Raw genomic sequence first — 23,063 nt, 5'->3', positions numbered from 1 at the left:
GGAGCCGACGGCGCGCCCGGGGCGGATGCGCCTCGGAAGCCCATCCTCGCCGATGAGGAGCCGCGGCCCACGTCGACCGGGGACGTCTGGCGTGCCGCACGCGCTCGGCGCAAGGCGCTGCGCGCCGAGATCCGCCGCTTCACTCAGCGCTCCCGGCGGCGGAGGATCATCTGGCTGAGCAGCATCGGAGCCGTGATCCTGCTGATCGGGGGAAGCGTCGCCGCCGCGTACAGTCCGCTGTTCGCGGTCGAGAAGATCACGGTGGCCGGCGCGACGACGCTCGATCCGACGGTGATCGAGGCGGCCCTCGCCGACCAGCTCGGCACTCCGCTGGCTTTGGTCGACACGAGCGAGGTGAAGGCCGCGCTGCTGGCCTTCCCGCTCATCGAGACGTACGCGCTCGAGGCGCGGCCGCCGCACGACTTGACGGTGCGGATCCTCGAGCGCACGCCGATCGGCGTCATCCGCTCCGATGCCGGATACACCCTGGTGGATGCCGCGGGCGTCGCGCTGGCGACGACTTCGGACCAGCCCGAGGGGCAGCCGCTCGTCGATGTCGACGGCGGTGTCGATTCGCCGGCGTTCGAGAGCGCGGGACTCGTCGTGAGGGCGCTGCCGGCCGACGTCCGTGCCGCGCTCACCGGCGTCACGGCCAGCACGGCGGATGACGTGACCCTCACTCTCAGCACGGGGCTGACGGTCGTCTGGGGGAGTGCGGAGGACTCGGCTCTGAAGGCCGTCACCCTCTCGCGGGCGATGGGCGTCAACCCCGGGGCGACGTCGATCGACGTCACCTCGCCCGAAGTCGCCGTCATCGGCTGACCGCTTTCGGCGGGAATGGCGCGACACGCCCGTGTCGCTGCGCCCGCGCGGCCATGCGGCGCTTACCTTCGATCTCAGGGAACGCAATACCGGGAAATACTTTACACCTCTAGTTGAGGTTTAAGGTTCACCCCCACACTTTCTCGACAACGAACGCAAGGCTCGACTAATCGGAGGCCGGCCATGAGCCAGAACCAGAACTACCTCGCCGTGATCAAGGTCGTCGGCGTCGGCGGTGGCGGCGTCAACGCCGTGAACCGCATGATCGACCTCGGCCTTCGCGGAGTCGAGTTCATCGCCGTGAACACCGACGCGCAGGCGCTGCTGATGAGCGACGCCGACGTCAAGCTCGACGTGGGTCGCGAGCTGACCCGCGGCCTCGGCGCCGGCGCCGACCCCGAGGTGGGCCGACGTGCTGCCGAGGACCACGCCGAGGAGATCGAGCAGGCGCTCACCGGAGCCGACATGGTCTTCGTCACGGCCGGCGAGGGCGGTGGAACCGGAACCGGTGGCGCTCCCGTCGTCGCCCGCATCGCCAAGTCGATCGGCGCGCTCACGATCGGTGTCGTGACCAAGCCGTTCTCGTTCGAGGGCCGTCGCCGACAGAGCCAGGCCGAGGCCGGCGTCGCGAAGCTCAAGGAAGAGGTCGACACCCTCATCGTGGTGCCGAACGACCGTCTGCTCGAGATCAGCGACCGCGGCATCTCGATGATCGAGGCGTTCGCAACCGCCGACCAGGTGCTCCTCGCCGGTGTGCAGGGCATCACCGACCTCATCACGACCCCGGGTCTGATCAACCTCGACTTCGCCGACGTCAAGTCGGTCATGCAGGGTGCCGGGTCCGCGCTCATGGGCATCGGCTCCGCGCGCGGCGCCGACCGAGCGATCAAGGCTGCGGAACTGGCTGTCGAGTCCCCGCTGCTCGAGGCGAGCATCGAGGGCGCGCACGGCGTGCTGCTCTCGATCCAGGGTGGATCGAACCTCGGCATCTTCGAGATCCACGACGCTGCCGACCTCGTCAAGGAGGCCGCGCACCCGGAGGCGAACATCATCTTCGGTACCGTCATCGACGACACGCTCGGCGACGAGGTGCGCGTGACCGTGATCGCTGCCGGCTTCGACGGTGGGGAGCCGTCCCTGCGGCTCGACCCGATGGTGGTGTCGCGGCCTGCCGCCACGACGCTGCCCGAGGTCGCCCTCTCGGACGCTGCGGAGCCCGCCAAGAGCGAGAGCTCGGAGCCCGCGCCGGTGCAGCAGCGCGTGCCGGCCACGAGCATCGAGCCGGCGTTCGCAGATGACGACATCGACATCCCCGAATTCCTGAAGTGACCTCGGAGGCCGACCAGCCGCAGGAGCAGTCGGGCCTGGCCGCGCGGCTGTCGGCGATCGATGAGCGGATCGCCGGTGCCGCGCGCGACGCGGGCCGCGATCCTGCGGACATCAGCAGGATCGTGGTGACGAAGTTCCACCCCGCTTCGCTCGTGCAGGAGCTGCGTGCTCTCGGCGTGGCCGATGTCGGGGAGAACCGGCAGCAGGAGCTCTCCGCCAAGCAGGCGGAGCTCTCGGGGCTCGACCTCCGCTGGCACTTCATCGGGCAAGGACAGACGAACAAGGCCGCGGCCATCCGTCGGAGCGCCGATGTCGTGCACTCGGTCGACCGCGACCGGTTCGCCGACGCGCTGCATCGCGCAGCCGTGGAGGACGACGTGCTCGATGTTCTCGTGCAGATCAATCTCACCGATGACGTCGGGCGAGGCGGTGTCGCGCCGACTGAGGCGCGTGCGCTGGCCGAGCACGTGCTGACGCTGCCGTCGCTGCGCCTGCGCGGCGTGATGGCGGTGGCTCCACTCGATGGGGAGCCCGCGTCTGCGTTCGCGCGCCTGCGCACGGTCGCCGACGACGTCCGCACGATCGAACCGTCGGCCACCTGGATCTCCGCGGGCATGACAGGCGACTTCGTCGAAGCCATCGCCGCGGGCGCGACACACCTGCGGATCGGCTCCGCAATCACCGGACCCCGGCCCGACCGGGGTTAACCTGTGAAAAGACCACCCCAAACGTTCGAACCGGAGGACACGATGGGCAACCCGCTGAAGAAGACCATGGTGTATCTCGGCCTCGCTGACGAGGAAGAGGTCTACGAAGAGGAGACGCAGGCTCCGGCCCGCGCCCACCGTGAGCGCGACCGTGATCGTGACCGCGAGGAGCCGGCCCCGGCTCCCGTCACGCCGCTGCGCCGACCGGTCGCCGTTCGCCAGCCCTCCGCCGGCACGGTAAACGAGATCCTCACCGTGCACCCCAAGCAGTACCGCGACGCGCAGCTGATCGCGGAAAGCTTCCGCGAGGGTGTTCCGGTCATCATCAACCTCTCCCAGATGAGCGACGCCGACGCGCGTCGTCTGATCGACTTCGCCAGCGGCCTCTCCCTCGGTCTCTACGGCCGCATCGAGCGCGTGACATCGAAGGTCTTCCTGCTGTCGCCGGAGAACATCGCGGTGTCGGGCCACGGGGGAATCGCGCACGCAGACGCCGAGTCTGCGGGCTTCGACCAGTCGTAGCCCGTGGAGCTGGTCTCCGTCGTCGCCAGCATCGTTCACCTGGTGCTGCTGCTCTACATCTTCGTGCTCTTCGCGCGCCTGATCCTCGACTACATCCCGATGTTCAATCGGGAGTGGCGTCCGAAGGGCTTCGGGCTCGTTCTCGCTGAAGCGGCCTACACGCTCACCGATCCGCCGATCCGGTTCTTCCGGCGGATCATCCCGCCGTTGCGGATCGGCTCGCTGTCGCTGGACTTCGGATTCGCCCTCACCCTGTTGATCGTGCTCATCCTGATGAACATCGTGGGGCTGTTCTTCTGACCGCGAGTTCTCGCGCTCCGGGTGTCGTGACATCGCGACGCAAAGGCGCGGGGACTATGCTGGCACCGAGGTGCGCGCCCCGGGTTCGCGCCACATCACGACCACGCCATACTCCAAGTTGGCAACCGAACTCATCGAAAGAGGAGCCATCATGGCACTTACCCCGGATGACGTCGTCACCAAGCAGTTCCAGCACGTCCGCTTCAAGGACGGCTTCGACCCGGACGAGGTGGACGACTTCCTCGACGAGATCGTCATCGAGTGGCGTAAGGCCCTCGAGGAGAACGCCGAGCTGAAGGCCAAGCTGGCCGCCTACGAGTCGGGCGCTGCCCCTGAGGCCGCCGAGCCCGTCGCCGCTGCTCCCGCGGCTCCGGTCGTCGCCGAGGCCCCTGCGGCCCCTGTCGCCGAGACTCCTGCGGAGCCCGCTCCGTCCGGATCCGCGACCGCGACCGCCGGCATCATCGAGCTCGCGCAGCGTCTGCACGACGAGCACGTCGCCGAGGGCGAGGCGAAGCGCAACCAGCTCATCGCCGACGCCGAGAACGAGGTCAACCGCATCCGCAGCGAGGCCGAGGCCAAGCAGCGCGAAGAGGCTGCACGCCTGGAGCGCGAGCGCAACACGCTCGAGGCCCGGATCACCGAGCTCCGCAACTTCGAGCGCGACTACCGCTCGCAGCTGCGCGGCTACATCGAGGGTCAGCTCCGCGACCTCGACGAGAAGTCGGCTTCCACGGACTCCACGCCGGTCTCCGCGATCGGTCTGTAAGGCGCCCTCTTGTCAGGACGCCGTCCCCTTCGTCGGTCGGCGGCCGGTGCGATCGTTGCGATTCTCGCAGCGGTGGTGCTGGCCGCCGATCAGTTTGTGAAGTACCTCACGATCGAGCACCTGCCTCTCCATGAGGTCGTGCCCGTGCTCGGCGAGTTCCTTCAGCTGTACTACATCCGCAATTCGGGCGCGGCCTTCTCGCTCGGCAGCGGAGTGACGTGGATCTTCACCATCGCTCTGAGCGTGGTGGCCCTCATCATCATCTGGAAGGCGTTCAACCTCCGCTCGCGGTGGTGGGCCGTCGTGCTCGGCGCGCTTCTGGGCGGAGTCCTCGGCAACCTCACCGACCGTCTCTTCCGCGAACCGGGCTTCGGCAACGGTCACGTCGTCGACATGATCTCGATGCCGTGGATGATGCCCGCGATCTTCAACGTCGCCGACATCTTCATCGTCACGGGCATGATCTCGGTCGCCCTGCTCGTCGTGCTCGGGCTCCGTTTCGACGGCACCCGTGAGCGGGACCATGCGACGGTCGAGACCGAGGAGGAGGCCGAGGCCGCCGCAGTGGCCGCCGACGAGCCGGCGACCGATGAGGCCGCTGCTCCCTCGGACGACGCCGCCGCTCCCTCGGACGGCCGCTGACCGTGGAGTCGCGGTCCCTTCCCGTCCCCGACGGCATGGACGGCGAACGCGTCGATGCGGCGCTCGCGCGCATGCTCGGCTTCTCGCGCACCTTCGCCGCCGAGGTGGCCTCGGCCGGCGGCGTGCAGCTCGACGGTGTGACGCTCGACAAGTCCGACCGCTTGCGCGGCGGGGCGTGGCTCGAGGTCGAATGGCAGCCCAAGGAGGCGCCGCGCATCATCCCGATCGCGGTGCCTGAGCTCGGCATCGTCTACGACGACGACGACATCGTCGTGGTCGACAAGCCCTCGGGCGTCGCGGCTCATCCGTCGGTCGGGTGGGAAGGGCCTACGGTCATCGGTGCTCTCGCGGCCGCCGGATTCCGCATCGCGACCAGCGGTGCGGCCGAGCGTCAGGGGGTCGTGCACCGTCTGGACGTCGGGACCAGCGGCCTGATGGTCGTCGCCAAGACCGAGGCCGCGTACACGGCGCTCAAGCACGCGTTCAAAGAGCGCACGGTCGAGAAGATCTATCACGCCGTCGTGCAGGGACATCCGGATCCGCTCGCCGGCACCATCGACGCCCCGATCGGCCGCCACCCGAACCACTCCTGGAAGTTCGCGGTCGTGCCGGACGGCAAGCCCTCCGTGACGCACTACGAGACGCTCGAGGCGTTCCCGGGTGCGTCGCTGCTCGAGATCCATCTCGAGACAGGCCGCACGCACCAGATCCGCGTGCACATGGCCGCCCACCGGCATCCGTGCGTCGGCGATCCGCTGTACGGCGCCGATCCGACCTTGTCCGCCCGACTCGGTCTGACCCGACAGTGGCTTCACGCGCACCAGCTGGCCTTCACGCACCCCGCCACGGGCGAATGGGTGCAGTTCGAGTCGCCGTATCCCGCCGACTTCCAGCACGCGCTCGACGTGCTGCGCGGGGAATAGCCCGCGCGGGCTCGGGCCGCTGAGCCTGTCGAAGCGCGCGATGTCGTCGACGTGCGTCACACTGGGCGCATGAGCATCGAGGTGCGTCCGGCCACGGAGTTCGACGACGTCGCGACGCTGGTGGGTCCGAAGAAGCCGACGTCGAACGTCTGCTTCTGCCTGAGCTATCGCATCGGCAGCAAGGAGAACGTGGCGCTGAAAGGTCCCGCGCGTGCCGAACGGGTACGGGAGCTGTGCCATCAGGATCCGCCGCCGGGCGTCATCGCCTACCTCGATGACGAGCCGGTCGGTTGGGCGGCGCTGCATCCGCGGAGCGAGACGAGCTTCGCCCGCAACCGGCTCATCCCGCATGTGGACGACCTCGACGTGTGGTCGCTCTGGTGCCTTCGCGTGCGGCCGGGGTACCGCAAGCAGGGTGTCTCGCACGCATTGATCGAGGGTGCCGTCGAGTATGCGAGGAAGCGTGGAGCGCCCGCTGTCGAGGCATATCCCGTGGACAACGATGGGAAGAAGGTGAACCTCACGATGGCGTACGTCGGCACGAGGGGATTGTTCGAGAGCCTGGGTTTCGCGAAGGCGGCCGACACCGAGTCTGTGCTCGACGGCTTTCCGCGAGTGCTGATGAGACTCGATCTGAGAGAGCCGAAGAAGTCGTCGAAGAAAACGTGAACCGTTCGAGGGCGCACGGACAATACACAGCGTGAGCACAGACAGCGAGATCATCCAACGGTCTCTGGACCAACCATCAGCCTTCGCCCAGCTGTTCGATCGACATGCGCGCGTGGTGAACGCCTTCGCGACGTACCGGGTCGGACGGCATACGGCGGAGGACGTCCTGAGCGAGACATTCCTCGTCGCGTTCCGCCGTCGCGCGGACTACGACGTCGGCGTCGAGTCGGCCGTGCCGTGGCTGCTCGGCATCGCCTCGCGACTGATCCGGAGACACCGCGCGGTGGAGGCGAAGCACTGGCGTTCGTTCGCGGCGGCGGTCTCAGGGGAGGAGCACTCCTCCGAGGGCGGAGTCGACGACGCGATGACCAGGCTCGACGCCGAACGCGAGGTCGACGGGCTGCGAGGACGCATCGCCGCCCTCGCGCCGAAGGATCGCGAGACTCTCCTGCTCTACGCCTGGCAGGGGCTCACATACGAGGAGGTGGCCGCCGCGCTCGGCGTTCCGGTCGGAACGGTCCGTTCGCGGTTGAACCGCGTGCGGAAGCGCTTGGACCCGGTGCGCCGGGCTCAGGCCCTGGCGAAGACACAGACACAGACAGATCATGCAGCAGGGAGCATCCGATGAACGTTTTCGAGAAGGTCGAGCAGGCTCGACCGGAGATCGACGGGGCCGACGAGAACATCTCGGCGGCGCGCGCTCGACTCCTGAACGAGATCCATGCCGAGACGCGACCCGCGCGGTCGCGCGCCGCACGACGCCCGTGGATCATCACGGCCGGTCTGGTCGGTGCGGCGGCCGCGGTGACGGCCGGCGTGCTCGTGGTCGGCAACCTCACCACACCGACGACGGGTGGCGTCGAAGCCATTCCCACCGTCGTGCCGAAGCCCTCTGCGGAGCCGACCCCTGAGCCGACGGTAGAGCCCCTGACGGCCGCGGGTGCGTTCAGCGCGGCAGGGGCATCGGCGAGCAGCTTCGCCGGGCTGACCGTCGCACCGGGACAGTATCTGAGGGTGCACACCGACTCCGAACAGATGGTGTACCAGCACCCGGACACCGGAGTGGGTGAGTACCAGACTGATCGATCGACCGCCGCCAACGCCTGGATGGACGCGGTCTCCTGGGACAACTATGTCCCCGCGGACACATCGTCGGACTGGTATTCCGTGGGCGGACCTATCGAGATCCGGCAGGAGTTCGGTCCCGACGCCGCCGCGCTCGCGGCGCAACATGTGCAGGAGATCGGTGGGCCGAGTGGACCGAATCTGTTCCCGGGCGGGATGCCGCCCTGGGAGACTTCGGGCGGGTTCTCGATGCATGCCTTCTGGCAGGACATGCCTCGCGATCCTGCCCAGTTGATCGCGTGGATCAGGCAGAACCAAGGTCCGGTGACGGGTGACCAGGACTACAAGGTGGGATGGGTACTCGTTGACCTGCTCGCGGCGAACGTCGGGGCACCGGACGTCCGATCGGCGATGTACGGTGCGCTGAGCATGCTCGGCGGATCGGAGATCATCGATACGCAGGGGAACATCGTCACGCTGAGCTTCTCCGCTGCCGAGCAGGCGCTGTCCGGTGCCGATGGCATCCGTCGTCGCACCGTGACCATCGACATCTCTTCGGGGGTCGTCCTCGAGAAGACGGTGACGCTCGATGTCGCGTCGCCCTTGGTCCCCGCAACCCTTGCGGATGAGCGGTACACCTACACCGTGAGCGTCGTCGACTCACTGCCGTGACGAATTTCGAACCGTCTGGGCTCTCCGGGGCAATACATAGTGTGAGCACAGACAGCGAGATCATTCAGCGGTCGCTCGGGCAACCCCGAGCCTTCGCCGAACTGTTCGATCGGCACGCCAGGACGGTGGGCGGCTACGCCGCCCGCCGTCTCGGCCCCGATGCGGGCGAGGACATCCTCAGCGAGACGTTCCTGGTCGCGTTCGCACGGCGCAAGTCGTTCGACACGTCCTGGGACTCGGCGCTTCCCTGGTTGTACGGGATAGCTTCCCGGCTGATCCGGAAGCATCGGGCCCGGGAGGCGAAGCACTTCCGGTCGAGTGTGGAGTCCGCGCAGCGCGAGGAGCACATCTCCCAGGGAGACCTCGAGTCGACGATCGCGCGGCTCGATGCGGAGATCTCCACCCGCGAGCTGGCGCCCCGGATCGCGGCCCTGTCGAAGAAGGAGCGCGAGACCCTCCTGCTCTACGCCTGGGGCGACCTGACGTATGAAGAGGTCGCCGTCGCCCTCGGCGTCCCGGTCGGCACCGTCCGATCCCGGATGAACCGCATTCGGACGCGATTGGATCCGGCACGGGCGATCACCAGAGAACGAGTCGTGAAAGAGAAGGAAGGAGCGGTCGATGGACGTTTTCGAGCGCGTGCGTGACGTGAATGCAGGAAGCAGCTTGACGGAGGACCGGATCATCGCCGCCCGTCTCCGACTGCTCCACGGGATCGACGACAGCCGGAGCGCGGAGCGCAAGCGCCTCGCGAAGCGGCCGATGTTCGTGATCGCCGGTGCGGTGGCCGGAGTGGCAGCCGTGACGGCGGGAGTCGTGGTGGTCAACCAGCTGACGGCGCCTGCGCCGAGGGTGGAGGCGATTCCTGCCCCGACCGCCGACCCACGAGAGCCTGGTCCGATCATCCCCAAGCCTGGGCCGACCTCTGGCACGACGATCACGGAACCGTACCCTGGGACGACGCCGCAGGCAGGGCAGTACCTTCATGTGGGGATCACATCCGAGCGCCTGCTCTACCGTGACGGGCGCGTGTTCGTCTGGCCGGCGCACGGCGAATACCCGCCGATCTCGGGCCTGTTGGTCCGCGAGTACAGTCAGACCTACGTCCCTGCCGATCGGTCGGGTGACTGGTATTTCGAGTGGGGGCCGAGCTCCGAACGGGTGCAGTTCTTTCCCGAGGATCAAGGTCCGGCAGGCGAGCTCGCCTGGGACAACCAGTACCCGGTGAACCCCGAGGTCATCGGGAGCTGGAACACCGGCGGCCAGCCGGGCGACGGCGACGTGCAGACCGGTTCGACCGCCTGGTACGCGCCCTATCCGCGCGACCCCCAAGCGCTGCTCGACTACCTCCGCGCTCAGGCTGCGGCCTACGCCGAGTCGCCGGAAGCCGTCGACGATGCCCTGATCGAGAATCTCTTCTTCACGATTCAGTCCAACATCGCCCCCGCGGACGTGCGAGCGGCCTTCATCGGCGCCCTCGAACTCAGCGGGCTCGCACAAAAAGAGGCGACGGCCGACGGGAAGACGAGATACCAGGTGCACCGCGCACTCTTCGATGCCCGCACCGAAACGGTCACGATCGACCCCGCGACGGGATGGGCGACCGAGTACACACTGCGGTACGACCGCACCGATGGGGCAGCGGGAGACATGGTACCGGCGGACATCCCGGACATCCGGGCCACCTACACGGTCTCCATCGTCAATTCCGTCCCATAGCCCGGAGGGGGCCGCGGAGCCCCGACACCGATCCTCGGTGTCGGGGCTCCGCCGTAGACTCGAGGCATGGCATCCGACTCCTTCGCCCACCTCCATGTGCACAGCGAATACTCGATGCTCGACGGTGCGGCGAAGATCGCGGCGATGACCCAGGCGGCCGCCGATTACGGCATGCCGGCCATCGCGGTGACCGATCACGGCAACACCTTCGCCGCCTTCGAGTTCTACAAGGCGGCGAACGCGGCGGGCGTGAAGCCGATCATCGGGCTCGAGGCCTACGTCACCCCGGGAACGCATCGCAGCGACAAGTCGCGCGTGCAGTGGGGCTCGCCCGACCAGAAGAGCGACGACGTGTCCGGCTCCGGCGCCTACACCCACATGACGATGTGGAGCGAGACGACCGAGGGCATGCACAACCTCTTCCGGCTCAGCTCCCGCTCGAGCATGGAGGGCTACTACTTCAAGCCGCGCATGGACCGCGAGCTGCTGCAGACCTACTCCAAGGGCCTGATCGCGACGACCGGGTGCCCCTCGGGCGAGATCCAGACCCGCCTGCGCCTCGGCCAGTACGACGCGGCGCGCGCGGCGGCCGCGGAGTTCCAGGACCTGTTCGGCAAGGAGAACTACTTCGCCGAGATCATGGACCACGGGCTCTCCATCGAGCGGCGCGTGATGACCGATCTGCTGCGGCTGGCGAAGGATCTGAACATCCCGCTGGTCGGCACCAACGACTCGCACTACACGCACCAGCACGAGGCCGACGCGCACGAGGCGCTGCTCTGCGTGCAGTCCGGTTCGACCCTCGACGACCCCAACCGGTTCAAGTTCGACGGCGACGGCTACTACATCAAGACCGCCGCCGAGATGCGCCAGCTCTTCCGCGACAACCCCGAGGCCTGCGACAACACACTGCTGATCGCGGAGCGCTGCGAGGTCGAGTTCAACACCGCCGCGAACTACATGCCGCGGTTCCCCGTTCCCGACGGCGAGACCGAGGACAGCTGGCTGATCAAAGAGGTCGAGGTCGGCCTTCAGTACCGCTACCCGAACGGCATCCCCGACAAGGTTCGCAAGCAGGCCGAGTACGAGACCGGGATCATCCTGCAGATGGGGTTCCCCGGCTACTTCCTCGTCGTCGCCGACTTCATCAACTGGGCGAAGGACAACGGCATCCGCGTCGGTCCCGGCCGTGGTTCCGGTGCCGGATCGATGGTCGCCTACGCCATGCGCATCACCGACCTCGACCCGCTCGAGCACGGCCTCATCTTCGAGCGCTTCCTCAACCCGGACCGCGTCTCGATGCCCGACTTCGACGTCGACTTCGATGACCGTCGCCGCGGCGAGGTCATCGAGTACGTGACCCAGAAGTACGGCTCGGAGCGCGTCGCGCAGATCGTCACCTACGGCACCATCAAGTCCAAGCAGGCGCTCAAGGATGCCGGACGCGTCCTCGGCTTCCCTTTCAGCATGGGGGAGCGGCTGACCAAGGCGATGCCGCCGCCCGTCATGGGCAAGGACATGCCGCTCGACGGCATGTTCGACTCGGCGCACCAGCGGTACAAAGAGGCGAGCGAGTTCCGCGCCCTCATCGAGACCGACCCCGAAGCCAAGACGGTCTTCGATCGTGCGCTCGGACTCGAGGGGCTGAAGCGCCAGTGGGGCGTGCACGCGGCCGGTGTGATCATGTCGTCCGAGCCGCTGCTCGACATCATCCCGATCATGCGCCGCGAGCAGGACGGCCAGATCGTCACGCAGTTCGACTACCCGTCCTGCGAGTCGCTCGGCCTGATCAAGATGGACTTCCTGGGGCTGCGCAACCTCACGATCATCTCCGATGCGCTCGACAACATCCGCATGAACCGGGGCGAGGAACTCGACCTCGAACATCTTCCGCTCGACGACCGCGGGGCCTACGATCTGCTGGGCCGCGGCGAATCCCTCGGTGTCTTCCAGCTCGACGGCGGGCCGATGCGCTCGCTCATGCGCCTCATGAAGCCCGACAACTTCGGCGACATCTCGGCGCTCATCGCCCTGTACCGTCCGGGGCCCATGGGTGCGAACTCGCACACGAACTACGCGCTCCGCAAGAACGGCGCGCAGCCGATCACCCCGATCCACCCCGAGTTCACCGAGTCGCTCGCCGACATCCTCGAGGAGTCCTACGGCCTGATCATCTACCAGGAGCAGGTCATGGCCATCGCCCAGCGCGTGGCCGGATTCTCCCTCGGTCAAGCAGACATCCTCCGCCGCGCGATGGGCAAGAAGAAGAAGTCCGAACTCGACAAGCAGTTCGAGGGCTTCCAGGCGGGAATGCACGCGAACGGCTACTCCGACGGCGCTGTCAACGCGCTCTGGGAGATCCTGCTGCCCTTCTCCGACTATGCCTTCAATAAAGCGCACTCCGCGGCGTACGGCGTCGTCTCGTATTGGACCGCGTACCTCAAAGCCCACTACCCGGCCGAGTACATGGCCGCGCTGCTCACCAGCGTCGGCGACTCCAAGGACAAGATGGCGCTGTACCTGAACGAGTGCCGACGCATGGGCATCAAGGTGCTGCCGCCGGATGTCTCCGAGTCGATCAACTACTTCGCCGCCATCGGCGACGACATCCGCTTCGGGCTCGGCGCCGTGCGCAACGTCGGAAGCAACGTCGTCGACGGCATCGTCAAGGCGCGCAAGGACGAGCGCTTCGACTCGTTCCACCACTTCCTCGACAAGGTGCCGCTGCACGTCTCCAACAAGCGCACCGTGGAATCGCTGATCAAGGCCGGTGCCTTCGACTCGATGGGAGATTCGCGGCGCGCCCTCATGGAGGTCCACGAGGATGCCGTCGAGGCCGCGGTCGACCGCAAGCGCAACGAGGCCCAGGGCGCGATCGGGTTCGACTTCGACAGCCTCTACGACGGCACCGAGGAGGTGGCGCCCGCCAAGGTCCCCGCGCGACCGGAATGGATCAAGAAGGACAAGCTCGCCTTCGAGCGCGAGATGCTCGGACTCTACGTGTCCGACCATCCGCTCGCCGGCCTCGAGGTGCCGCTCGCCAAGCACGCGTCGATCTCCATCCATGACCTCAACAACTCGGAGGACATGCAGGACGGCGACCAGGTGACGGTCGCAGGACTCGTGACCAGCGTGCAGCACCGTGTCGCCAAGGCCAGTGGAAACCCCTACGGCATGATCACCGTCGAGGACTTCAACGGCGAGGTCACCGTGATGTTCATGGGCAAGACGTACATCGAGTTCCAGCACATCCTGCAGCAGGACTCGATCCTGGCCGTGCGAGGGCGGGTATCCCGACGCGACGACGGACTGAACCTCCACGCGCAGTCGGCGTTCGCGCCCGACGTCGGCTCGTTCGACGCCGCCGGGCCGCTGTCCCTGGTCCTCGCGGAACAGCGCGCGACCGAACGCGTGATGAACGAGCTCGCCGAGATCCTCCGTCGCCACAACGGCGACACCGAGGTGCTGCTGCGGGTGCACCGCGGCGGCAGCGCGAAGGTCTTCGAAGTGCCGATGCCGGTCAAGGTGTCCGCCGACCTGTTCGGTGACCTCAAGTCGCTGCTCGGCCCCGCCTGCCTGGGGTGAGCGGGTAGGATCGTGAGCCGTCGGGGGCTGCATGCCCTGCCCCGATCGAGCACCGTGACGAAAGGACGACCATGAGCACGGATCTGCCCGAACAGTCGGACGCCGAGGACACGGCCTTCAGCGACGAGGACGGTGTCCTCTACGACGAAGACGTCACGCCGGAATACGGCGTCCTCGGCTTCACGCTGCGCGAGCTCCTCATCGTGGGCGTGTGGCTGGTGTCGTTCGTCGTCTCGTTCTTCCCGCTCAACGGCGGACTGTCGCTGTGGGCGACCGGGATCCAGTGGATCCTGCCGATCGGAGTCCCCACGGCCGCGGTCTTCCTTCTCGTGCTGCGGCGCTTCTCGCCCGACGGCATCCGCCGCGTCGGGTCGCTGGGCATCGACCAGTTCGCATCGGTCGCCTTCTCGGTCGCCGCGACCGTCTGGGTCGGCGCCCTCTGGCTCGCCCTGGCCACGCTCATCGACGGCGGATTCTGGGGCCTTCCCTGGAACGGGATCCTGCTGCTGATCGCCTCACTCGCCCTGGTCGTGCTCACCGTCTTCGCCCCGCTCATCCCGGGGCTCAAGGAAGACTTCCATGGGCGCCTCGTCACGCTCGCCCACCGCAACGCGAACCCCGTCCGCCCGGTGATCTCCCGCCCGCGCCCCGAGCGCCCCGCGCCCGCAGAGACAGTCGACGTCGCCGCAGCAGATGCACCGGAGACGGTCGTCGAGGTCGCGTACGCCGAGACCAGCGTCCTCCCGCCCGCCGTGCAGTTCGACCCGGAGCTGTCAGGCCAGCAGGCGACCGACGAGGTCGCGCGGCTCGACCTCGCCTCCCAGGTTCCGCTCGCCGCCCACGCCTCCGGCGGGGACACCGGCACCGAGCCGGTCACCGCTGACGAGGAGTACGTGCCCACGTACTCGCGGCGGTCCCGCGGAGACGACCAGGAGATCGTGTCGGACACCGGCAGCATCGAGTCGCTGCTGGAGCCGGCAGCGCGAGTCGAGCCCGCCGAGGGGCACCCTGAGCAGCCCTTCGTCGAGGACGACGTCGACGCAGACGGCTTCGACGCACGGAATCCCGAGACGACTGCCTTCGACGCCGCCGACCTCGACGCGACCAATCCTCGCGAGGCCGCGCCCGCCGCGCAGCCGTTCTGGATCCTCGCGCCCACCGAGCGCGACGTGCACGACGAGCGTGGCGAGCCGCTGTTCCGCATCGGGCCGAACGCCTGGGCGCTTGTGATCGAAGACCGAGGAGGGGCTTACGTCATCCGACATGATGACGGCCGGATCGGCTACCTCCACGAGATCTCCGACATCACGAAGGGCTGACATGCGAACGATCGACCTGCGAGGGCGCGAGCTCTCGCCCGCCGACATGCTCGCGGCGGTGCCGCGGGCCACCCAGGCCCGCGCCGAAGCGCTGGACACCGCCACGCGCATCGTCGACGATGTGCGCGACCGCGGCGAGGACGCGCTCCGCGAGCAGGCCGAGCGGTTCGACCGGGTCACCGGGCACGACGTACGTGTCCCCGCCGAGCACATCGCCGAAGCGCTCGCCTCGGTCGACCCCGCCGTGCGCGCTGCGCTCGAAGAGGCGATCGTCCGCGTGCGCCAAGGATCCGAAGCGCAGGTGCCGGCTCCGCAGACGACCGACATCGGGCCGGGTGCACGGATCCTGCAGCGCTGGCAGCCGGTGCAGCGCGTCGGCGTGTACATACCGGGCGGCAAGGCCGTCTACCCTTCGAGCGTGATCATGAACGTCGTGCCGGCGCAGGTCGCCGGAGTCGCGCAGATCGCGCTCGCATCGCCTCCGCAGAGCGATCAGGAGGGGCGGATCCACCCGACGATCCTCGCGGCCGCCGGCCTGCTCGGCATCACCGAGGTGTACGCGATGGGGGGCGCCGGAGCGATCGGCGCGTTCGCCCACGGCGTCCGTTCGATCGGACTCGACCCGGTCGACGTGGTCTCCGGTCCCGGCAACAACTTCGTCGCCTCTGCCAAGCGCGCGGTGGCCGGCGTCGTCGGCACCGACTCCGAGGCCGGCGCCACCGAGATCCTCATCGTCGCCGATGCGGACGCCGACCCGCGTCTCGTCGCGGCCGACCTCGTCAGCCAGGCCGAGCACGACGAGCAGGCGTCTGCCGTGCTGGTCACCGACTCGGTGCCGCTCGCCGAGCAGGTCGCCCTCGAGGCCGAGCGGGTCGCCGCGGCCACCCGGCATAGCGAGCGCGTGCGCGCGGCACTCGACGGACCGCAGTCCGCGATCGTCCTCGTCGACGACCGTGCCATGGCCACGGCCTTCAGCAACGCCTACGCACCGGAGCACCTCGAGCTCCACCTGGCGGATGCCGAGGCAGCGGCATCCGCCTTCACCAGCGCCGGCGCGGTCTTCGTCGGCGATCAGACGCCCGTGAGCCTCGGCGACTATATGGCCGGCAGCAACCACGTCCTGCCGACCGGGGGACAGGCGCGCTACGCGCCCGGCCTCGGCGCCTACACGTTCCTCCGCCCGCAGCAGGTCATCTCCTACGACCGGGCGGCGCTCTCCGCCGTGCGGGAGGGGGTCGTCGCGCTCGCGAACGCCGAGGTGCTGCCTGCACACGGCGAAGCGATCGAGGCGCGGTTCACCGCGTAGGATCGGTCAGATGCACTGCCCCTTCTGCCGTCATTCCGACTCGCGCGTCATCGATTCACGTACCAGCGACGACGGGCTCTCGATCAGACGGCGTCGTCAGTGCCCCGAATGCGGAGGCCGCTTCACGACCACCGAGACCGCGAGCCTCAACGTCATCAAACGCTCCGGCGTCATGGAGCCGTTCAGCCGTGAGAAGGTGATCTCCGGCGTGCGGAAGGCCTGTCAGGGGCGGCCGGTGACCGAGGCCGACCTCGCGATCCTCGCGCAGCGCGTGGAGGAGGCGGTCCGGCAGACCGGAGTCTCGCAGCTCGACACGAACGAGATCGGGCTCGCGATCCTCGGCCCGCTCCGTGAGCTCGACGAGGTCGCGTTCCTCCGTTTCGCCAGCGTCTACCAGGCGTTCGACACGCTCGAGGACTTCGAGTCCGCCATCACCGATCTGCGCGCCGACCACGCGGAGCAGGAGCCGGCGGACCGGTAATCTGGCAGGGATGTATCCGCTGCTCTTCCGCGCTGTCCTCTCGCGCTTCGATCCCGAGTTCGCCCATCACGCCGGCATGGTGGTGATCCGTGTGCTCGGCGTGCCGCCGTTCGCCTCCGTGACGCGTGCGCTGACCAAGCCGGACCCGTCACTGCGCGTGGAGGCCCTGGGGCTGACGTTCCCGTCGCCCTTCGGCATCGCCGCCGGATTCGACAAGAACGCCGTCGGCGTGCGCGGTCTCGCCGCGCTCGGCTTCGGGCACGTCGAGGTGGGCACCGTGACCGCGATCCCGCAGGAGGGGAACCCGAAGCCGCGTCTGTTCCGCCTGATCGCCGACCGGGCCGTCATCAACCGGATGGGCTTCAACAACCAGGGCGCGGATGCCGTGGCGCGGCGCCTCGCGAAGCTCCGGCGCGGCGCCCCCGACACGGTCATCGGCGTCAACATCGGCAAGAGCCGAGTGGTCGACGTCGAAGACGCCACCGCCGACTACGTCGCCTCCGCGACGCGGCTCGCACCGCTCGCCGACTACCTGGCCGTCAACGTCTCCTCGCCGAACACTCCGGGCCTGCGCGGTCTGCAGGCGGTCGAGACACTGGCTCCGCTGCTGCGTGCGGTTCACGAGGCGTCCGGATCCACGCCTCTGCTGGTGAAGATCGCACCCGACCTTCCCGACGACGAGATCGCCGCCATCGCGCGGATGGCGGTCGAGGAGGGTCTCGCCGGCATCATCGCGCACAACACCACGATCAGCCGCGACGGGCTGCTCACGGATGAAGCGACCGTCGAGGCCGCAGGGGCCGGCGGTCTCTCGGGCGCTCCGTTGAAGCGGCGTTCGCTCGAGGTTCTCCGCATCGTGCGCGACGCCGTTCCCGACGACTTCTGCATCATCGCGGTCGGGGGAGTCGAGACCCCGTCCGACGTGCAGGAGCGGATGGATGCCGGAGCGACCCTGGTGCAGGGCTACACGGCGTTCCTCTACCGCGGCCCGTTCTGGGGCCGCGAGCTCAACAGGGGGCTCGTCAGTCGGGGTACTGCCCGCGCTTGACCTGCGGCTTCGGCAGACGCATGAACCGCATCTGCAGGGCGCGCATCCCGGCGTACCAGCCGAGGCCCTTCTCCATGCGCTCCGCGCCGAACTTGGCGGCGACCTTGCGCTTCACCCGGAACCCCAGCAGGATCATGCCGCCGATCGCGATCACCAGGTACCCCATCATCACGATGTAGGCGTAGAACGAGATCGCGAGGTTCGCGGGGATCAGCGACGCGAGGATGACCAGCACCATGACCGCCATCACGAACTCCGCGGGGTGCCATCCGGCGTCCACGTAGTCGCGCACCCAGCGGCGCTGCGGTCCCTTGTCTCGGGCCGGGAGGAACTTCTCCTCGCCCGCGGCCATTCCGGCCTGGGCCCGGGCGCGACGCTCGTTGAGCTCGGCGCGGGCGGCCGCCTTGGCCTCCTTGGTGTTCGCGACCAGAGGTCGGCGACGGGCCGCCTCCTGCTCCGCGCGGGTCGGCGTCGCGCGACCCTTGCCGACGGCCGGCGTCTCGGCGGCGTCGTCGTTCGTCGAAGGGGAGACAGGGGTAGTGGCCACGAGGTTCCTCGGTTCGCTGAAGATGGATCACCTTAAGATTACTCGCATGAACTCATCTGCTCACCCCGGTCCGTCGACACCGTCCAGCGAATCCGAGGCGGCCGTCCTCGAAGCAGTGGCGACGGGCATCCCGTCGGCGCTGTCGGATCTGGGGCATCTGGTCCGGATCCCGGGGATGGCATGGCCTGCTTTCGATCAGACGCAGCTGGAGCGCAGTGCGGATGCCGTGGCGGCGCTGGCCCGCGATACCGGAGTGTTCGACGAGGTGCGGGTGCTGCGTGCGGCGATCCCCGGCACCGACGAGCACGGGCAGCCGGCGGTGCTCGCGACCCGCGCGGCCCGCAACGGCAGGCCGACGATCCTGCTCTACGCGCACCACGACGTGCAGCCTCCCGGAGACGACGCCCTCTGGGAGACGCCGCCGTTCGAGCCGACCGTGCGAGACGGACGCCTCTACGGTCGCGGTGCCGCAGACGACAAGGCCGGGATCATGGCGCACATCGCGTCGATCCGGGCCGTCAGCGAGGTACTCGGCGATGACCTGGATCTGGGCATCGCGATGTTCATCGAGGGGGAGGAGGAGTACGGCTCCCGTTCCTTCGCGCAGTTCCTGTCCGACAATAAGGACGCTCTTCGCGCCGATGCGATCGTCGTCGCCGATTCGGGCAACTGGGACTCGGTGACGCCCGGTCTCACCGTGTCCCTGCGGGGCAACGCGCGATTCACGGTGCGCGTGCGCACGCTGGATCACGCGTCGCACTCCGGGATGTTCGGCGGTGCGGCGCCCGACGCGATGATGACCACCATCCGAATGCTGTCCACGCTGTGGAACGAAGACGGCTCCGTCGCCGTCGAGGGGATGACCGAGCGCGATGCGCCGACGCCCGAGTACGCCGAGGAGACCCTCCGCGATGAGGCCGGTCTGCTTCCCGGCACGACCCCGATCGGGAACGGCACGATCCTCAGCCGCATCTGGAACAAGCCCTCGATCACGGTGATCGGCATCGATGCGACGAGCGTCGCCGCGGCATCCAACACCCTCCTTCCCGAGGTGACCGTCGTCATCAGCGCGCGCGTCGCGCCGGGACAGACGGGGGAGGACGCGTACGCGGCCCTCGAACGTCACCTGCGTGCACATGCCCCGTACGGTGCGGAGCTGACGTTCTCGGACGTCGATCTCGGCAACGGCTTCCTGGTCGACACCAGCGGATGGGCAGTCGCCCTCACGCGCGACGCGATGCGCGACGCGTACGGCGTCGAACCGGTCGATCTCGGCGTGGGTGGATCGATCCCGTTCATCGCGGATCTCGTGCGCGAGTTCCCGGCTGCGCAGATCCTCGTCACCGGGGTCGAGGACCCCTACTCCCGCGCGCACAGCCCGAACGAGTCGCTCCACCTCGACACGTTCCGTCACGCGGTCGCGACCGAGGCCCTGATGCTCGCCAGGATGAACGCGCGCGACCTCTGAGCCTTCCGGCCCGACCGGCGGTAGAATTACCGGGAACGCCGTGCCCCTGCGGCCCCGTGACAAGGAGCGACATGAGCGACACCACCCTGACTTCCCCTGAGTCCACCACCCGCGCGCACGGCATCAGCCTCACCGACGCCGCTGCCGTGAAGGTCAAGAACCTGCTCGAGCAGGAGGGCCGCGACGACCTGCGTCTGCGCGTCGCCGTCCAGCCCGGCGGATGCTCCGGCCTGATCTACCAGCTCTACTTCGACGAGCGCTACCTCGAGGGTGACGAGACCGTCGACTTCGACGGAGTCGAGGTCATCGTCGACAACATGAGCGTCCCTTACCTCGACGGTGCATCCATCGATTTCAAGGACACGATCTCCGAGCAGGGCTTCACGATCGACAACCCCAACGCGGCCGGCAGCTGCGCCTGCGGCGACAGCTTCCACTGATCCGGACGGCGTCGCCAACCTGCGTGGTTGGCATGAATCAGGTGTGAGGTTGCCCTAGACTTGGGTGTGCCCTGTCCGCAATCTGAAAGGTGCATCGTGCCCTCGAATCGCCGCCTTCGTTGGGCCGCTCTCCCTCTGGGAGTGGCGGCAGCCGTGGCCCTGGCGGGATGTACTGCCACTGAGTTGAACGGGTACCTCCCGGGCTTCGTGGAGGGTGAGCCTGCGGCCACCAACCAGACCGAGCGAGTGTCGGGTCTGTGGGTCAACTCCTGGATCGTCCTCCTCGCCGTCGGCGTCATCACCTGGGGCCTGATGGCCTGGGCCGCGATCGCGTACCGCCGCCGCAAGGGCCAGACCGGCCTGCCGGTGCAGATGCGCTACAACATGCCGATCGAGATCTTCTACACGATCGTGCCGCTCATCCTCGTGCTGGGCATGTTCTTCTTCACCGCCCGTGATCAGACGGAGATCGAGACGAAGTGGGACGACCCCGACGTCGAGGTCACCGCGATCGCCAAGCAGTGGGCGTGGGACTTCCAGTACGACGCCGAGTCCGACGACGACACCGTGTGGACGATGGGCGTCCAGGCCCAGCCCGACGCCGAGGGCAACATCGACCAGGCGCAGCTTCCGACGCTGGTCCTGCCGGTCGACAAGAAGGTCACGATCGACCTGCGGTCGCGCGACGTCATCCACTCCTTCTGGATCATCGACTTCCTGTACAAGAAGGACATGTTCATCGGGGCGGACAACTCCTGGTCCTTCATCCCGACCCGTGTCGGCGAGTACAAGGGCAAGTGCGCCGAGCTCTGCGGCGAGTACCACTCGATGATGCTCTTCAACGTGAAGGTCGTCGAGCAGGACGAGTACGACGCGTACCTCGAGACGCTCAAGGAGAAGGGCAACACGGGAGACATCACGGAGCAGTACGACCGTCTCACGAACCTCCCCGGAACCACGCCCGCGAACGACTCCGAGGAAGGAGAGGAGTAAGCCATGTCGACCACTGAAGCCCCCCGCACCGATGAGGCCCCTCGCTCCCGACCCACGACTCTGCCCGCCCGCCAGGCTGCTCTGATGAGCTCCTCGCGCGTCGAGCAGAAGGGCAACATCGTCGTCAAGTGGATCACCTCCACCGACCACAAGACCATCGGGTACATGTACCTGATCGCGTCCGTGCTGTTCTTCCTCCTCGGCGGCGTGATGGCCCTCGTCATCCGCGCCGAGCTGTTCGCGCCGGGAATGCAGATCATCCCGACGAAGGAGCAGTACAACCAGCTGTTCACGATGCACGGCACGATCATGCTGCTGATGTTCGCGACGCCGCTCTTCGCCGGTTTCGCCAACGCGATCCTGCCGCTGCAGCTGGGTGCTCCTGACGTCGCGTTCCCGCGTCTGAACGCCTTCGCCTTCTGGCTCTTCCTCTTCGGCTCGACCATCGCGGTCGCCGGCTTCCTGACCCCGCAGGGTGCGGCGTCGTTCGGCTGGTTCGCGTATCAGCCGCTCGCGAGCGCCTCGTTCACGCCGGGTGTCGGCGGAAACCTGTGGATGGTCGGACTGGGTATCTCCGGTTTCGGAACGATCCTCGGTGCGGTGAACTTCATCACCACGATCATCACGATGCGCGCCCCCGGTATGACCATGTGGCGCATGCCGATCTTCTCGTGGAACACGCTCATCACGAGCCTGCTGGTGCTGATGGCGTTCCCCGTGCTCGCTGCGGCGATCTTCGCTGCGGCGGCCGACCGCATCCTCGGCGCCCACATCTACGACCCGGCCAACGGCGGCGTCCTGCTCTGGCAGCACCTGTTCTGGTTCTTCGGTCACCCCGAGGTGTACATCATCGCGCTGCCGTTCTTCGGCATCGTGTCCGAGATCTTCCCGGTCTTCAGCCGCAAGCCGATCTTCGGGTACAAGACGCTGGTCTACGCGACGATCGCGATCGCCGCCCTCTCCGTCGCCGTGTGGGCTCACCACATGTACGTCACCGGCTCGGTGCTGCTGCCGTTCTTCGCCCTGATGACGATGCTCATCGCGGTGCCGACGGGTGTGAAGATCTTCAACTGGATCGGCACGCTCTGGCGAGGCTCCGTGACGTTCGAGACGCCGATGGTCTTCGCTCTCGGCTTCCTGGTCTCGTTCGTCTTCGGTGGCCTGACCGGCGTCATCCTCGCGGCCCCGCCGCTCGACTTCGCGCTCTCCGACTCGTACTTCGTCGTCGCACACTTCCACTACGTCGTCTTCGGCACCGTGGTGTTCGCGATGTTCGCCGGCTTCTACTTCTGGTGGCCGAAGTGGACCGGGCGCATGCTCAACGAGCGCCTCGGCTACGTGCACTTCTGGATGCTGTTCATCGGCTTCCACATGACGTTCCTCATCCAGCACTGGCTGGGCGTCGACGGCATGGTGCGCCGCTACGCGGACTACTCGGCGGCTGACGGCTGGACCTGGCAGAACCAGGTCTCCACGATCGGTGCGATCATCCTCGGCGCCTCGATGCTGCCGTTCTTCCTGAACGTGTGGATCACGGCCCGCAAGGCTCCGAAGGTCACGGTCAACGACCCGTGGGGCTATGGCGCATCGCTCGAGTGGGCGACGTCCTGCCCGCCGCCGCGTCACAACTTCACGTCGATTCCGCGCATCCGCAGCGAGCGCCCGGCCTTCGACCTGAACCACCCCGAGGCAGCCGAGTTCGCGACCACCGCGCCCGGCGAGCGAGAGGCCCACTAAGTC

Annotated in this window: 23 protein-coding genes; 22 read left to right on the top strand and 1 reads right to left on the bottom strand. The window is 67.8% G+C overall.

The window, feature by feature from the left end; all coding sequences use genetic code 11:
- The 18 genes from DW306_RS15810 to DW306_RS15725 all read left to right on the top strand — a co-directional run.
- Positions 1-822, top strand: an 822-nt coding sequence (locus DW306_RS15810) for an FtsQ-type POTRA domain-containing protein (RefSeq protein WP_136056533.1), incomplete at its 5' end; no start/stop codon positions are given.
- A 183-nt stretch (positions 823-1,005) separates the two neighbouring features.
- The gene (ftsZ, locus tag DW306_RS15805) at positions 1,006-2,151 is read left to right on the top strand and encodes a cell division protein FtsZ (protein WP_136056532.1); all 1,146 of its coding nucleotides are present in this window, start codon (positions 1,006-1,008) and stop codon (positions 2,149-2,151) included.
- Complete coding sequence (locus DW306_RS15800; protein WP_205814193.1) at positions 2,148-2,858, top strand: YggS family pyridoxal phosphate-dependent enzyme; 711 nt, start codon at positions 2,148-2,150, stop codon at positions 2,856-2,858. The genes ftsZ and DW306_RS15800 overlap by 4 nt, the downstream gene beginning before the upstream one ends.
- Positions 2,859-2,900: 42 nt before the next feature.
- On the top strand, positions 2,901-3,380 hold the full coding sequence (sepF, locus tag DW306_RS15795) for a cell division protein SepF (RefSeq protein ID WP_136056531.1): 480 nt from the start codon (positions 2,901-2,903) through the stop codon (positions 3,378-3,380).
- Positions 3,381-3,383: 3 nt separating this feature from the next.
- Positions 3,384-3,680 carry a YggT family protein gene (locus DW306_RS15790; RefSeq protein WP_136056530.1) on the top strand — a complete coding sequence of 99 codons (297 nt, stop codon included), beginning with the start codon at positions 3,384-3,386 and terminating at the stop codon, positions 3,678-3,680.
- Positions 3,681-3,831: 151 nt separating this feature from the next.
- Positions 3,832-4,446, top strand: coding sequence for a DivIVA domain-containing protein (locus DW306_RS15785; RefSeq protein WP_136056529.1), 615 nt, complete (start codon positions 3,832-3,834; stop codon positions 4,444-4,446).
- Between the two features lie 72 nt (positions 4,447-4,518).
- Entirely contained in the window at positions 4,519-5,088 is a 570-nt protein-coding gene (gene lspA, locus DW306_RS15780) for a signal peptidase II (RefSeq protein ID WP_240747223.1), read from the top strand.
- Between the two features lie 2 nt (positions 5,089-5,090).
- Positions 5,091-6,011 carry an RluA family pseudouridine synthase gene (locus DW306_RS15775; RefSeq protein ID WP_136056527.1) on the top strand — a complete coding sequence of 307 codons (921 nt, stop codon included), beginning with the start codon at positions 5,091-5,093 and terminating at the stop codon, positions 6,009-6,011.
- Between the two features lie 69 nt (positions 6,012-6,080).
- Positions 6,081-6,680 carry a GNAT family N-acetyltransferase gene (locus DW306_RS15770; RefSeq protein ID WP_136056526.1) on the top strand — a complete coding sequence of 200 codons (600 nt, stop codon included), beginning with the start codon at positions 6,081-6,083 and terminating at the stop codon, positions 6,678-6,680.
- A gap of 31 nt (positions 6,681-6,711) precedes the next feature.
- Positions 6,712-7,308 (top strand): sigma-70 family RNA polymerase sigma factor, encoded by a 597-nt coding sequence (locus DW306_RS15765; RefSeq protein ID WP_136056525.1) that lies wholly within the window; start codon positions 6,712-6,714, stop codon positions 7,306-7,308.
- Positions 7,305-8,417: a hypothetical protein gene (locus tag DW306_RS15760; RefSeq protein WP_136056524.1), complete on the top strand. Its 1,113-nt coding sequence runs from the start codon at positions 7,305-7,307 to the stop codon at positions 8,415-8,417. Before DW306_RS15765 ends, DW306_RS15760 begins: the two co-directional genes overlap by 4 nt.
- Positions 8,418-8,458: 41 nt before the next feature.
- Entirely contained in the window at positions 8,459-9,064 is a 606-nt protein-coding gene (locus tag DW306_RS15755) for a sigma-70 family RNA polymerase sigma factor (RefSeq protein WP_136056523.1), read from the top strand.
- The gene (locus tag DW306_RS15750) at positions 9,039-10,136 is read left to right on the top strand and encodes a hypothetical protein (RefSeq protein WP_136056522.1); all 1,098 of its coding nucleotides are present in this window, start codon (positions 9,039-9,041) and stop codon (positions 10,134-10,136) included. The genes DW306_RS15755 and DW306_RS15750 overlap by 26 nt, the downstream gene beginning before the upstream one ends.
- A gap of 66 nt (positions 10,137-10,202) precedes the next feature.
- A complete protein-coding gene (gene dnaE / locus DW306_RS15745; protein WP_136056521.1) occupies positions 10,203-13,721 on the top strand; it encodes a DNA polymerase III subunit alpha in 3,519 nt (1,172 codons plus the stop codon).
- Between the two features lie 71 nt (positions 13,722-13,792).
- The gene (locus tag DW306_RS15740; protein ID WP_136056520.1) at positions 13,793-15,040 is read left to right on the top strand and encodes a hypothetical protein; all 1,248 of its coding nucleotides are present in this window, start codon (positions 13,793-13,795) and stop codon (positions 15,038-15,040) included.
- Position 15,041: 1 nt separating this feature from the next.
- Positions 15,042-16,346: a histidinol dehydrogenase gene (gene hisD / locus DW306_RS15735; RefSeq protein ID WP_136056519.1), complete on the top strand. Its 1,305-nt coding sequence runs from the start codon at positions 15,042-15,044 to the stop codon at positions 16,344-16,346.
- A gap of 10 nt (positions 16,347-16,356) precedes the next feature.
- A complete protein-coding gene (nrdR, locus tag DW306_RS15730) occupies positions 16,357-16,827 on the top strand; it encodes a transcriptional regulator NrdR (RefSeq protein WP_136056518.1) in 471 nt (156 codons plus the stop codon).
- Between the two features lie 10 nt (positions 16,828-16,837).
- The gene (locus DW306_RS15725; RefSeq protein WP_136056517.1) at positions 16,838-17,875 is read left to right on the top strand and encodes a quinone-dependent dihydroorotate dehydrogenase; all 1,038 of its coding nucleotides are present in this window, start codon (positions 16,838-16,840) and stop codon (positions 17,873-17,875) included.
- Here DW306_RS15725 and DW306_RS15720 read toward each other — a convergent pair.
- Positions 17,850-18,422 (bottom strand): DUF3043 domain-containing protein, encoded by a 573-nt coding sequence (locus DW306_RS15720; protein WP_136056516.1) that lies wholly within the window; start codon positions 18,420-18,422, stop codon positions 17,850-17,852. The two genes, DW306_RS15725 and DW306_RS15720, sit on opposite strands and share 26 nt — an antisense overlap.
- A gap of 46 nt (positions 18,423-18,468) precedes the next feature.
- On the opposite strand from DW306_RS15720, the gene DW306_RS15715 reads away from it, so the two are divergent.
- The 4 genes from DW306_RS15715 to ctaD all read left to right on the top strand — a co-directional run bounded on the left by DW306_RS15715 (position 18,469) and on the right by ctaD (position 23,060).
- Positions 18,469-19,890 carry a dipeptidase gene (locus DW306_RS15715; protein WP_136056515.1) on the top strand — a complete coding sequence of 474 codons (1,422 nt, stop codon included), beginning with the start codon at positions 18,469-18,471 and terminating at the stop codon, positions 19,888-19,890.
- Between the two features lie 71 nt (positions 19,891-19,961).
- Positions 19,962-20,330 carry an iron-sulfur cluster insertion protein ErpA gene (erpA, locus tag DW306_RS15710; RefSeq protein ID WP_136056514.1) on the top strand — a complete coding sequence of 123 codons (369 nt, stop codon included), beginning with the start codon at positions 19,962-19,964 and terminating at the stop codon, positions 20,328-20,330.
- 96 nt (positions 20,331-20,426) lie between these two features.
- On the top strand, positions 20,427-21,323 hold the full coding sequence (gene coxB, locus DW306_RS15705) for a cytochrome c oxidase subunit II (RefSeq protein WP_136056513.1): 897 nt from the start codon (positions 20,427-20,429) through the stop codon (positions 21,321-21,323).
- A 3-nt stretch (positions 21,324-21,326) separates the two neighbouring features.
- Complete coding sequence (gene ctaD / locus DW306_RS15700) at positions 21,327-23,060, top strand: cytochrome c oxidase subunit I (protein WP_205814192.1); 1,734 nt, start codon at positions 21,327-21,329, stop codon at positions 23,058-23,060.
- Positions 23,061-23,063: the final 3 nt, after the last annotated feature.

Source organism: Microbacterium sp. K24, from assembly GCF_004794465.1.
GTDB lineage: Bacteria > Actinomycetota > Actinomycetes > Actinomycetales > Microbacteriaceae > Microbacterium.
The sequence above is the reverse complement of the archived record's forward strand: the minus strand, read 5'-3'. Positions and strand labels throughout refer to the sequence as shown.

Bases quoted from the DNA above. Each gene is read 5' to 3' on its own strand.
- ftsZ (WP_136056532.1), top strand. From the start codon at position 1,006: ATGAGCCAGAACCAGAACTACCTCGCCGTGATCAAGGTCGTCGGCGTC.
- sepF (WP_136056531.1), top strand. From the start codon at position 2,901: ATGGGCAACCCGCTGAAGAAGACCATGGTGTATCTCGGCCTCGCTGAC.
- DW306_RS15785 (WP_136056529.1), top strand. From the start codon at position 3,832: ATGGCACTTACCCCGGATGACGTCGTCACCAAGCAGTTCCAGCACGTC.
- DW306_RS15770 (WP_136056526.1), top strand. From the start codon at position 6,081: ATGAGCATCGAGGTGCGTCCGGCCACGGAGTTCGACGACGTCGCGACG.
- DW306_RS15760 (WP_136056524.1), top strand. From the start codon at position 7,305: ATGAACGTTTTCGAGAAGGTCGAGCAGGCTCGACCGGAGATCGACGGG.
- DW306_RS15750 (WP_136056522.1), top strand. From the start codon at position 9,039: ATGGACGTTTTCGAGCGCGTGCGTGACGTGAATGCAGGAAGCAGCTTG.
- dnaE (WP_136056521.1), top strand. From the start codon at position 10,203: ATGGCATCCGACTCCTTCGCCCACCTCCATGTGCACAGCGAATACTCG.
- DW306_RS15740 (WP_136056520.1), top strand. From the start codon at position 13,793: ATGAGCACGGATCTGCCCGAACAGTCGGACGCCGAGGACACGGCCTTC.
- hisD (WP_136056519.1), top strand. From the start codon at position 15,042: ATGCGAACGATCGACCTGCGAGGGCGCGAGCTCTCGCCCGCCGACATG.
- nrdR (WP_136056518.1), top strand. From the start codon at position 16,357: ATGCACTGCCCCTTCTGCCGTCATTCCGACTCGCGCGTCATCGATTCA.
- DW306_RS15725 (WP_136056517.1), top strand. From the start codon at position 16,838: ATGTATCCGCTGCTCTTCCGCGCTGTCCTCTCGCGCTTCGATCCCGAG.
- DW306_RS15715 (WP_136056515.1), top strand. From the start codon at position 18,469: ATGAACTCATCTGCTCACCCCGGTCCGTCGACACCGTCCAGCGAATCC.
- erpA (WP_136056514.1), top strand. From the start codon at position 19,962: ATGAGCGACACCACCCTGACTTCCCCTGAGTCCACCACCCGCGCGCAC.
- ctaD (WP_205814192.1), top strand. From the start codon at position 21,327: ATGTCGACCACTGAAGCCCCCCGCACCGATGAGGCCCCTCGCTCCCGA.